Source organism: Arthrobacter sp. MYb224 (genome assembly GCF_002975455.1).
Taxonomy (GTDB): Bacteria; Actinomycetota; Actinomycetes; order Actinomycetales; family Micrococcaceae; genus Glutamicibacter.
In genome coordinates this window covers 369,088-380,168 of sequence record NZ_PCPU01000001.1, presented here as the reverse complement: position 1 = coordinate 380,168, position 11,081 = coordinate 369,088, and the positions used below count along the sequence as shown (strand labels likewise).

Genomic DNA, 11,081 nt, shown 5'->3' with positions numbered 1-11,081 from the left:
ACATGACCGAACGTACTCTCATTCTCGTCAAGCCAGACGGTGTGAAGCGCGGCCTGACCGGCCAGATCCTTGCTCGCGTCGAAGCGAAGGGCTACGGCATCGCCGAGCTGAAGCAGCTGAACGCTTCGCGCGAGGTGCTCGCCGAACACTATGCCGAGCACGAAGGCAAGCCATTCTACGAGCCGCTGGTTGAGTTCATGCTCTCGGGCCCGATCGTCGCCATCGTTGCCGAAGGCCACGGCGTTATCCCAGGTTTCCGTTCGTTGGCGGGAACCACCGATCCAACTACCGCCGCACCGGGCACCATCCGCGGTGACTTCGGTCGCGATTGGGGCCTGAAGGTTCAGCAGAACCTGGTTCACGGTTCGGACTCCGTTGAATCGGCGGAACGTGAGATCGGCATCTGGTTCGGTAAGTAGACCGGTCAAGCTCCTCTCGCCCGAGAGGCGAAAATCCCCATGGCGGTCCACTAGTTCAGTGGATCCCCACGGGGATTTTTTAGTTCCGGAAACCTTGGACAGCAAGTCGGCCGAGCAGCCGGAGGGCGCGAGGGGTTGCCGGTGCGGAGCATGGCGGACGTGGAGTCCATCCGCCAGAGCCGGCGGGACACTATGTGTAGCTGGTCCATAAGCCGCATCTCTGGGCAGCAGGCCCGAGTGCGTGGCAGGGCCCTAGAACCAGTCGTCGAGGGAATTGTGGGCATGCGGCAGCAGGGCCGCGCTGGGGGCGGGTGAAGAGCCCCACAAGGTATCTGTTGCAGGACGCGGCGAAGACTGGCGGATCGAATCATAATCATCTTTGGAGATCATGACGACAGATTCTCTCGGGGACCTGGAAACTGAGACGACAGCATGCTCAGAGACTACGTTGTCGACAAGACTCGAGAAATTCTTTAGTGCTTCCTCATAGCTGAAGTTCAGCATGAGTACCTCCCAAATATCGCGGTGAGCGCCTGACGGCACTTCGAGTTTGAGTAGAAGTGTGTCCCGTACTAGCGCTTCGTGCTCCCTGCTGATCGAGCGACGGGGCAGTGGCAAGAATTCTCAAGAGTTGCTCTTGCCACTTCAATACACATCTTTCACTTGAGTCACATTAAACACATCCGACTATGGAAGCGCAATGTTTCGGGTCATCGTGTGTTGGCTCTAGTCGGTAGCGAGCCGTGCAAAGAGCAAGGAATCGCGGCGTCGATCGCCAACGAGTTTATGCTCGCGCAAATGCCCTTCGTAGGCGAACCCGGTCTTTTCCAGCACACGTCTGGAGGCCGAATTCTCGGGGGCGCAAGTCGCTGTGATGCGGTGCAGATCTAGGGAAGAGAATCCAAGATCGAGCAGCATCTTCGTTGCCAGCGTGGCATAGCCGCGACCCCAGAATTTACGATTCAGGCTATAGCCGAGTTCTCCGCATCGGTGGTCGGCATCGGTGCTCCACACCGCCGCGCCTCCGATCACCTGTTCATCGACGAGGACCGCCAAGGTCAGCGCTTGGCTGTTGGGCAGACTGGCTTCCAAGAGGTACTGCCGGGTCTGCTCTGCGGAATTCGGACCCCACTCGGCATACCGGTAGACCATGGGGTCCGTGGCGTACTCGTGGACCGCTGCGAAATCCGAAGCTCGGTATCGCCCCAACGACACACCCGCTCGGGTGGCGATCACTTCTCGATCGGGTAAAGTCATCAAATTTCCTTTCTGAAGGGGAAGAAAAAAGGTCTTGGCCTCATCCAGGGGACGAGGCCAAGACCGTAGGCAAGAAAATGCTAGCTGTTGTCGGCGCTAGCTGCAGGCTCTGGGTTAGCGGTTTCCTTGGCTTTTTCCACGAGGCTTGGCTTTTCCTCGGGTTTGACCTTTTCGCGGATGTCTTTTTTCGCGTCATCCACCGCATTCGAATTATCGCGATCGGTCCACACCTTGATCACTGCCCACGCTGCGGCGGTCAGCGGCACGGAAAGCACGGCGCCGATAATACCTGCAAGCACGGTACCAGCGGTCAAGGCCATCAAGACCACCAGCGCGTGCAAGTTCAATGCATTTGCCATCACCACTGGCTGGAGGAAGTTGCCCTCAAGCTGATTGACCAGGATTACCGCAGCCAGCACGATCAGGGCTACCACTGGACCATTGGTGACCAAGGCAATCAGGGTAGCCAAAATGCCTGCCACGGTGGCACCAACCATCGGAATGAACGAACCGAGGAACACGATCACACCCAGGGGCAGCGCTAGCGGAACCTGCAAGATCAGCAAGGTTGCGGTAATGCCCAAGGTGTCCACCGCAGCCACGGTAGCGGTTCCGCGGATATAGCCGCCGAAGGTGCGCAGTGCACGGTCACCGGAAAGGATCCACTTATTGCGGTAGTGCTTGGGCGTCCAAGACACTGCAAAGGCCCAGATCCGGTCGCCGTCTTTCAGGAAGAAGAACAAGATCACCAGGAGCAAGATCAAGCCCGTCACGAAGCTACCTGCGGCACTGAGCGTGTTCAGGGCGCCGGTGCCGAATTGGGAACTGGTCAAGAACGAGGTCACCGTGTCCACGACGCCGTCGATCTGGCTCTGATCGATGGACAATGGCATATTGCCGATGAATCCCTGCACCATGTCATTGAGCTGATTGAAGCCTTCAACCGCTTGGTCAACCAGCTTTGGCCATTCCTTGATGACCGAGAAGACCAATCCGGTGCCGATGCCGCCGAGAACCAGCAGGGAGCTGAGGAAGACGATCCAGGCGGAGATCAATGGAGAAAAGACCTTGCGAAGCTTCAGCACCAAGGGCCATAGCGCGCAGGAGATAATCACTGCCAGCAAGGTCGGAATGACGATCATCGTCAGTCGCAAGAGTCCGATGATGAAGAAGGTGGCTAGGGTGCCAACGATCAAGATCTGGGCGCTACGGATTCCGAGGCGCCCGAGCATATCCGTCCACAGGGAATGCACGGTGAAGTTTGGCTTGGTAACCTCTGACTCGCTGAGCAATTCACCTACCGGAGGTTCCGGAGCCGGTGCCGGAGCAGCCGGTGGCTTGCGCTTGGGTAACTTTAGCTTGCGGAGAAAATCCATTGGTGCTCCTTGAGACTGATACTAACTAGCTCCAACAATAGGCTAACGAGTTGATTAGGAATCGCCACAACGCCGAGGAAACGCTATTTCGGCGTTGGCTTTCGCTTTTACGCGCTCAAAGCACATGAAAATGGGGTGTTTCTCCACCTAAGGTTGAAGAAACACCCCAATTTCCATGTTCCCGGGTTAGCGCCCGAAATACTCGTCAGCCAGCAGGCTCATCAGAATGCGGTCGTGGAACGCCCCATCGTGGAAACCAGCCTGGCGGTTGCGTCCTTCCTCGCGGAAACCTGCGCGGGAGAAGGTGCGCAAGGCCCGCTCGTTATAGGCCCAGATCCCCAACCCGATTCGGTTCAGCCCCATTTCGCGGAAGCCGAAGTCCACGATCATCTTGGTTGCGACCGTGCCGTATCCCTGCCCCACATTCGAACCGCCGATCATCAGCATGAGATCCGCCGAACGGGCCGGGGCGTTGAAATTGTAGAGTGCAGTGTGGCCGATCAGCGTGTCATCGGGCAACGTAATTGAAAGGCCCACACCATCCTTGGTTCCTCGGTTCAGGCTCCAGCTCTTGAATAGGTTTGCGGCTTCGACGCCGGGATGCGGAAGTACGATATTCCCCTGCAGCGCCATGAACTCCGGGCTATTCCACCATTGGGCCAGGACCGATAGATCTTCATCCTGCAGTTCGCGTAGCCGGATCGTGTCCGAGGTCAGTAGATTGATGCCGTAATCTTGGGCGTTTTCTGTATTCCATTTGTGGCTTCCCATGACCCTAATCTAGTCGCTTTAGCTAGGAGGCGGGTGACCTGCGTCATTTTAAAGACTCGTGCCAAGGCATGGAAGGAAGCCAGAAACCATCGATAATACGCGTGTTCATCAGGTTTTTAGCGGTACAGCTCCGCCGCGGTCTTTCGCTGATAGCGGGAATTAGGCCCGACCGCGGCGTGCCGCTCGATCCGCCAGCGCAGCAGGCAGCACGCCAACACAATAGGCCAGAAGATCCATCGCCGCGAAGCCAGTGCCCAATACCAACCGCGAGGGCGGAAAACGGGCCGCAGCCTCTCGCGGCCAGGAGGTGAGCTGAAGCAGCTCTACCGCCACGCACCACCCTAGCGCCCAGGCCCCGACGGTGAGCCACGAGCGCGTTGGGGCAATGAAGGCGACTACAACATAGATCAGCGCCGCGTACAAAACCCCGCCGACCAGGTCGGCGACGAGCCCCCAAGGTAGAAAACGCAGGAACAAGCCAAGGGGGACCAGCGCACAAGCACTGATCCCCAGAATGATTCGGCGCCGGGTGAGGCTATCCAAAGAACGCGTTCGGGAAGCGGAGAACGATGGATGCAATAACCAAAACCCACAAGATCGCCACGACGACCCAGCTCCATTCCTTGGCGAACTTCTTCACGCCTTCGGATGCGGGAATGACTCCATTGACGATATTGCGCGAAGTGGTGAAGACGAAGAGCGGAATCATCATCGCCCACACGACCATGCAGTAGGGGCACAGGGCATTGATCTCATACAAAGCCTGGGACCATAGCCAGGCGATGAACGCCATGGCCAGCGTCACTCCGGCCTGCACTCCAATCCAGAACCAGCGGCGGAACTTGGCGCCGGCCAGCAGCGCCATTCCGATGGTAATCAGCACGCCAAAGAGGACGATGCCCAGTAGCGGGTTCGGGAAACCGAGCAATTGAGCTTGGTCGGATTTCATGACGGTGCCGCAGGAAACCCAGGGGTTGATATCGCACCCGGTGATGTAGTCGGGGTCTTTGTAAAGCTCGAGGCGTTCAAGGACTAGGATCCCCGAGGCGACCCAAGCAATCGTGCCGGTGAGCACGGCGAATAATCCGAAGCCGCGTTCTTTTGCCCACCAGGGCAACACGCCCGAGTTCTGAGGACTCTCAAGTGATGAAACCATGTCTTGACTATTCCATATGTTCAGACGAATGCGGGTCATTGCGCACCTTGCTTCTCACATACTATGAAGCTTTTCTGTGCAATATATATGAGCTGGTGAACTAGCGATGAACGAACTATGAGAGAATGGAAGAGGTTGTTCGCGGATCCACAGTCTGCTTTCAACCCGACGACAGACTTTTGAAACGACAGATCGTCAAGCGATGCATCGCTTCGGTTGAGTGCCCATTACGTGCGCCTCCCGTAGGAATACCGCGGATCGTAGGGCTGCAAAGGAAAGCAGCCGGTTTTCAATGGCCACGTTGAACCGCAGCTAGTTCTCTTGAATCGGAAAATTGATTCAGGGCAGAACCCAGATGCGGAACACACAAGGACTTTTGTGTCTGGCCGACTCACGAAGACGGCCGAAAGACACGTGACGAATGTTGTTTCAGCCTAGGCACCGTCTGTGGAGGTCGCCGAAGCGGGAATTTAAACTAGGAGCACGCGAATTTAAATGAGCGCATCAAATCAGCGAAAAGGAGGGGCACAGGGAAGTAAGCGAGGCAATCGTTCAACACGAGCCCGCCGTACCACTGTAGCCACCACCCCATCACGTCCATTGCGGCGTGCGTTGACCCTGGCAGAGCTAAACGCCGCAGCCGGAGTCGAAGAAAGCCCATACCGTTGGCGCGCAACGCGTCGTACCCAGGTATCCACTCCTGACTCGGTCAAGCGCATGAGCCGCCAAGCCGAACGCCGCCAGCAGGTCGCCCGCGACGCAGTCGAACAGGCAGCCTCGGCCTCCGAGGAAGTGGCTGAGGAAGTGACTTCCGCACAGGCTCCGGTGACCACCACGGCGCAGGCACCGGAAGAAACCGGCATCAAGCTGGCGCCCGCGGTGACCGAACCGGCAAAGGGTGCCGAGGTCTTCGAGTCTTCAGTCGAGGACCACACCGGTGCATTGCTAGCCGAACACGGCAGCTCCATGATCATGAACCCGTTCGCGATCCCGGAAGCGGCACACACGGTGGTGCAGCATGCGGTGGCGAACACCGCCAAGCCGGAAGCTGCACCCGCCTCGCGCCAGAAGGACGAGGATCTGGAAGCAGACGATGTGTCCTCACGCCGCCGCCGCCGGCGCCGTCGCGGAGATGTTGACCTGGAGGTCGACGGTGGTTCGCAGGACGATCCACCAAACACCGTCACCCGTGTGCGCGCTCCGCGTGCCAGCACCGAAGCGCATATCCCCGCTTCGGACCGGGTCACCTCGGTGCGCGGCTCCACCCGTTTGGAAGCCAAGCGCCAGCGCCGCCGCGAATCCCGCGAGACCGGCCGCCGCCGTCAGGTGATCACCGAGGCCGAGTTCTTGGCTCGCCGCGAATCGGTGGAACGCAAGATGATCGTGCGCCAGCGCGAGGACCGCATCCAGATCGGCGTCTTGGAAGATGGCGTGCTCGCCGAGCACTTCGTCTCCAAAACCCAGCAGGATTCGCTGATCGGCAACGTGTACCTGGGCAAGGTGCAGAACGTGCTGCCATCCATGGAAGCCGCCTTCGTCGATATCGGGCGCGGCCGCAACGCTGTGCTGTACGCCGGCGAAGTCAACTGGGATGTCGCAGGGCTGGAAGGCCAGCCGCGTCGTATCGAAAACGCGTTGAAGGCCGGGGATTCGGTGCTCGTGCAGGTCACCAAGGATCCGGTAGGACATAAGGGAGCACGGCTCACCAGCCAGGTCTCCCTGCCTGGTCGTTACCTGGTCTACGTGCCGGGCGGTTCGATGACCGGTATTTCGCGCAAGCTTCCAGACGTGGAACGCCAGCGTCTGAAGAAGATCTTGAAGGACCACCTGCCGGAGAATGCGGGCGTCATCGTCCGCACCGCCGCCGAAGGCGCCTCCGAAGAAGAGCTGACCAATGACATCAACCGGCTGCGTGCCCAGTGGGAAGGTATCGAGGCGCAATCTTCCTCGACTAAGACCCTGGCCCCGGAGCTGCTGTACTCGGAGCCGGATTTGACCATCAAGGTGGTGCGAGACGTCTTCAACGAAGACTTCACCAAGCTAATCGTCTCCGGCGAACAGGCTTGGGACACCATCGAGGCCTATGTCATGTACGTGGCCCCGGACCTGATGAGCCGGCTGGAGAAGTGGGAGCAGTCCGAAGATATCTTCAGCAACTTCCGCCTCGACGAGCAGATCAACAAGGCACTGGATCGCAAGGTCTTCCTGCCATCGGGCGGTTCGCTGGTTATCGACCGCACCGAAGCGATGACCGTGATCGATGTGAACACCGGAAAGTTCACCGGTTCCGGCGGCAACCTCGAAGAGACCGTGACCAAGAACAACTTGGAAGCGGCCGAGGAAGTTGTCCGCCAGCTGCGCCTGCGCGATATCGGTGGCATCATCGTCATCGACTTCATCGACATGGTCCTGGAAGCCAACCGCGACCTCGTGCTGCGCCGTCTGGTCGAGTGCCTGGGCCGGGATCGGACCAAGCACCAGGTCGCCGAGGTCACCAGCCTTGGTCTGGTGCAGATGACCCGCAAGCGCATGGGCACCGGCCTGCTTGAGGTCTTCGGTGAATCTTGTGAAGCATGTGCCGGCAGCGGCTTCGTCACGCACGAAGAGCCGGTCGAGCACCGCAAGTCCTTCAACGCTTCGGGCGAAGTGCACGCCAAGAAGTTCGCGGAGAAGTCTGCGGCTCCTCGCTCCGAGCGTCGTCGCCGTCGCGGCAACGAACGCGATGAGCCGAAGGCCAGCGAGCATGGAACCGAAATCGCCGAGGCAGAGGGCGGGGAGCAGCACGAGGCGACCCGCAACGCGTTGGCTAATATTGCCGCCGCTTCGCACCTCGATCAGCCAGCCGAATCGGGATTGAAGTTCGATGGGGCTACCGTGCCGGTTGCCAAGGCCGCAGCAGCACCTTCGGATGCCGCTGCCGAGGATGCCTCGGTGACCTTGGAAGCTCTGGAAGCAGCTTTGCCCGGGGGAGAAGAAGCCGAAGGCGCCGAGCAGCACGAGGGCGGGCGCAAGTCACGCCGTCGCTCACGTTCGCGTTCCCGTGGCCGCGGCCAGGGCGAGCAGGCGCAAGCCAGCGAGCAGAGCGCGGATGAATCCTCCATGCCGGAGGTCGAGCCTTCACCGGCGCAGGCCCCGGTTGCGGAAGAGCAGCCTGCACCAAGCGCACGCAAGCGCGGCTCCCGTCGAGCCACGCGTGCTCAGAGCGAGTCGGTTGCGCCGCCAACCGGTTCGGGCCAGCCAACGCTGACCGGACTGGCGATGCCCGCCTCGCAGGCCGAGGTTGCCGCTGCTGCGGCCACCGCCGAGGGCAAACCGGCCGCAGCAGCTGCTGCGGCCCCACAGAGTTCCACGCAGCCAAAGCGTCGCAGTCGTCGGGCCACCTCGGTCCAGGGCGATGCGCATGCAGAGGTTCGTGTGGCGGAGGTATCCGCTGCCACCGGTTCGGTGGTCCAGATGGATACCAACAGTGCACGAAACGAAAAGCCAGCCGAGGCTGCCGGGCAACCGGTTATGCTCGGAGTTGGGGTTCCGGTTCGTGAACTGAAATAGATGAACTTGATCACGCTTCACCCGCTGGAGCAGTTTGTATTTGCCCCAGTGGTGTGGACTAGCGTAATCTGGTTCATCGGTGCTAAACGCCAAGATCACGGATTTCTGATCCGCTCGGCGTCAAGGCACAAGCGCATGAGATCCCTGAATAAGGTGCTTGATTTATCAGGCGTCCGGGTTGATTTCTGCGCCGGTAAGACAATAAACGTCGAGTAGAAGCGAGTACCCACGTGGTGTACGCAATTGTCCGCGCAGGCGGCCACCAGGAGAAGGTTTCCGTTGGAGACCTCATCACCGTAGACCGTCTTCAGGCTGCCCTAGGTAGCTCTATTGACCTTCCAGCTTTGCTGTTGGTAGATGGCGAGAAGGTAACTTCCGCCGCTGCCGACCTGGCTAAGGTCAAGGTCACCGCTGAGGTTGTAGAAAACCTTCGCGGCCAGAAGATTGTTATCCAGAAGTACAAGAACAAGACCGGTTACAAGAAGCGCCAGGGCTTCCGTGCCGCTCTGACCAAGGTCAAGGTCACCTCGATCGCCTAATTTGGGCTGATCGTACTAACCATTTTTGTAGCGAAAGAGGCTAAAAGGCATGGCACATAAGAAAGGTGCGAGTTCCACTCGCAACGGTCGCGATTCCAACGCACAGTACCTAGGCGTAAAGCGCTTTGGCGGTCAGGATGTCAAGGCAGGCGAAATCATCGTTCGCCAGCGCGGCACCCACTTCCACCCAGGCGCCGGCGTAGGCCGTGGCAAGGATGACACTCTGTTCGCTTTGGCTGCTGGCGCAGTCGAGTTCGGCACCCGTCGTGGTCGCCGCGTGGTGAACATTGTAACTGCTGCCTAATTTAGGCGACAGACAATTTTTTGAGTGCACAAGGGGTGGGCCGATTTCGGTCCGCCCCTTGTGTGCGTATAGATAGACTTTAAGCGAGTAGTAACTCGCACCCCCGTTATAGGAGAAGATGGCCCCGTGGCTGCATTCGTTGATCGCGTAACTCTAAATGTCACCGCAGGTAATGGTGGCCACGGTTGTGTGTCCATCAAGCGCGAGAAGTTCAAGCCCCTAGGCGGACCGGACGGGGCAAAGGGCGGAGACGGCGGAAATGTCATCTTGCGCGTTGACCCGCAGGTCACCACGTTGCTTGAATTCCACCACCTGCCGCACCGCAAGGCCAACAACGGCGAGCCTGGCCAGGGCGGACTGCGCCCCGGCAAGCAGGGCGAAGACCTGGTCCTCGGCGTGCCTGCGGGCACCGTGGTCAAGTCCAAGGATGGTGACATCCTTGCGGACCTGGTCAAGGCCGGCGATGAGTTCCTCGCCGCACAAGGCGGCATGGGCGGACTGGGCAACGCGGCCATCGCTTCCGATAAGCGCAAGGCCCCAGGGTTCGCCCTGCTCGGTACCCCGGGTACCGGCCAAGAAGTAGTCCTGGAACTTAAGTCCGTCGCAGATATCGCACTGGTGGGCTACCCATCGGCCGGTAAATCCTCGCTGATCGGCTCGATCTCCGCGGCACGACCAAAGATCGCCGACTACCCATTCACCACGCTGGTGCCCAACCTGGGCGTCGTGCAGGCCGGCGAAGTGCGCTTCACCGTCGCCGACGTGCCCGGGCTGATCCCCGGTGCCTCCGAAGGCAAGGGCTTGGGCCATGAGTTCCTGCGCCACGTCGAGCGTTGTGCCGCGATCGTGCACGTGCTCGACTGCGGCTCGCTGGAAACCGACCGCGACCCGATCCACGATTTGGAAACCATCGAAGCGGAACTGGCAGCCTATGAAGCCGACTCCAGCTTCGCTGGAACCGACGGCACTAGCGTTGCTTTGACCGAGCGCCCGAAGCTTATCGCGCTCAATAAAGTAGATATGCCCGACGGCGCCGACATGGCTGAGTTTGTGCGCCCAGAGCTCGAAAAGCGCGGCTACCGCGTCTTTGAAATCTCCGCACTGGCACGTAATGGATTGCGCGAATTGACCTTCGCCATGGCTGAATTGGTAGAACAGGCACGCTCCGAGCGTGTTGAAGAAGCCCCGATCGTTGAAGTTCCGATGCTGCGTCAGCGCACCGGCAAGAAGACGGAATTCATCATTCGCCGCGAAGAAGTGAACTTCGAACCACTCTGGCGAGTGATCGGTGAGAAGCCTGAGCGCTGGATCGTGCAGACCGACTTCCGTAACGACGAGGCCGTCGGCTACCTGGCGGACCGCCTAGCTAAGCTGGGTGTTGAGAACCAGTTGTTCAAGGCCGGCGCCAAGCCAGGCGACGCGGTCGTTATCGGTGCCGAAGATAACTCGGTAGTCTTCGACTGGGAGCCAACCATGGCAGCCGGGGCCGAATTGCTCGGCTCGCGCCGTGGCGAGGACATCCGCCTGGAAGACCGAAACCGAAAGACGCGTGAAGAAAAGCGCGCCGAGCATGATGAGCGTCGCGCGGCGAAAGCCGCCGCACGCGAAGAGCTTGAAGCCGAGCGTCGGGCGGGCATCTGGACCGAATCGGTACATGCGAAGAACGCTGAACGCGCTGCTCAGAATCGGGCAGCAGATAAGGAAGACTAA

Annotated in this window: 11 protein-coding genes; 5 read left to right on the top strand and 6 right to left on the bottom strand. The window is 59.6% G+C overall.

Annotation, left to right across the window (positions count from 1 at the left end):
- The first annotated feature begins 2 nt into the window (after positions 1-2).
- Positions 3-419, top strand: coding sequence for a nucleoside-diphosphate kinase (gene ndk / locus CQ017_RS01850; RefSeq protein ID WP_105552248.1), 417 nt, complete (start codon positions 3-5; stop codon positions 417-419).
- A 252-nt stretch (positions 420-671) separates the two neighbouring features.
- On the opposite strand, the gene CQ017_RS01845 is transcribed toward ndk, so the two are convergent.
- The 6 genes from CQ017_RS01845 to CQ017_RS01820 all read right to left on the bottom strand — a co-directional run bounded on the left by CQ017_RS01845 (position 672) and on the right by CQ017_RS01820 (position 4,979).
- Positions 672-923, bottom strand: coding sequence for a type II toxin-antitoxin system Phd/YefM family antitoxin (locus CQ017_RS01845; protein WP_146112407.1), 252 nt, complete (start codon positions 921-923; stop codon positions 672-674).
- Positions 924-1,145: 222 nt separating this feature from the next.
- The gene (locus CQ017_RS01840; RefSeq protein WP_105552246.1) at positions 1,146-1,676 is read right to left on the bottom strand and encodes a GNAT family N-acetyltransferase; all 531 of its coding nucleotides are present in this window, start codon (positions 1,674-1,676) and stop codon (positions 1,146-1,148) included.
- Between the two features lie 80 nt (positions 1,677-1,756).
- On the bottom strand, positions 1,757-3,052 hold the full coding sequence (locus tag CQ017_RS01835; protein ID WP_105552245.1) for an AI-2E family transporter: 1,296 nt from the start codon (positions 3,050-3,052) through the stop codon (positions 1,757-1,759).
- Positions 3,053-3,238: 186 nt separating this feature from the next.
- Entirely contained in the window at positions 3,239-3,823 is a 585-nt protein-coding gene (locus CQ017_RS01830; RefSeq protein ID WP_105552244.1) for a GNAT family N-acetyltransferase, read from the bottom strand.
- Between the two features lie 159 nt (positions 3,824-3,982).
- Positions 3,983-4,366, bottom strand: coding sequence for a DUF2809 domain-containing protein (locus CQ017_RS01825; protein ID WP_105552243.1), 384 nt, complete (start codon positions 4,364-4,366; stop codon positions 3,983-3,985).
- A complete protein-coding gene (locus CQ017_RS01820) occupies positions 4,359-4,979 on the bottom strand; it encodes a vitamin K epoxide reductase family protein (RefSeq protein ID WP_105552242.1) in 621 nt (206 codons plus the stop codon). The genes CQ017_RS01825 and CQ017_RS01820 overlap by 8 nt, the downstream gene beginning before the upstream one ends.
- A gap of 495 nt (positions 4,980-5,474) precedes the next feature.
- On the opposite strand from CQ017_RS01820, the gene CQ017_RS01815 reads away from it, so the two are divergent.
- From CQ017_RS01815 to obgE, 4 genes are all read left to right on the top strand, one after another.
- Positions 5,475-8,528, top strand: a complete 3,054-nt coding sequence (locus CQ017_RS01815) for an Rne/Rng family ribonuclease (protein ID WP_105552241.1) — start codon at positions 5,475-5,477, stop codon at positions 8,526-8,528.
- A 230-nt stretch (positions 8,529-8,758) separates the two neighbouring features.
- A complete protein-coding gene (gene rplU, locus CQ017_RS01805; RefSeq protein ID WP_096284983.1) occupies positions 8,759-9,067 on the top strand; it encodes a 50S ribosomal protein L21 in 309 nt (102 codons plus the stop codon).
- Positions 9,068-9,116: 49 nt separating this feature from the next.
- Positions 9,117-9,371, top strand: coding sequence for a 50S ribosomal protein L27 (gene rpmA / locus CQ017_RS01800; RefSeq protein WP_096254657.1), 255 nt, complete (start codon positions 9,117-9,119; stop codon positions 9,369-9,371).
- 126 nt (positions 9,372-9,497) lie between these two features.
- Complete coding sequence (obgE, locus tag CQ017_RS01795; RefSeq protein ID WP_105552239.1) at positions 9,498-11,081, top strand: GTPase ObgE; 1,584 nt, start codon at positions 9,498-9,500, stop codon at positions 11,079-11,081.

Excerpts from the sequence above, each read along its gene's own strand:
- ndk (WP_105552248.1), top strand. The coding sequence starts at position 3 with ATGACCGAACGTACTCTCATTCTCGTCAAGCCAGACGGTGTGAAGCGC.
- CQ017_RS01840 (WP_105552246.1), bottom strand. The coding sequence starts at position 1,676 with ATGACTTTACCCGATCGAGAAGTGATCGCCACCCGAGCGGGTGTGTCG.
- CQ017_RS01845 (WP_146112407.1), bottom strand. The coding sequence starts at position 923 with ATGCTGAACTTCAGCTATGAGGAAGCACTAAAGAATTTCTCGAGTCTT.
- CQ017_RS01815 (WP_105552241.1), top strand. The coding sequence starts at position 5,475 with ATGAGCGCATCAAATCAGCGAAAAGGAGGGGCACAGGGAAGTAAGCGA.
- rpmA (WP_096254657.1), top strand. The coding sequence starts at position 9,117 with ATGGCACATAAGAAAGGTGCGAGTTCCACTCGCAACGGTCGCGATTCC.
- CQ017_RS01830 (WP_105552244.1), bottom strand. The coding sequence starts at position 3,823 with ATGGGAAGCCACAAATGGAATACAGAAAACGCCCAAGATTACGGCATC.
- CQ017_RS01835 (WP_105552245.1), bottom strand. The coding sequence starts at position 3,052 with ATGGATTTTCTCCGCAAGCTAAAGTTACCCAAGCGCAAGCCACCGGCT.
- CQ017_RS01820 (WP_105552242.1), bottom strand. The coding sequence starts at position 4,979 with ATGGTTTCATCACTTGAGAGTCCTCAGAACTCGGGCGTGTTGCCCTGG.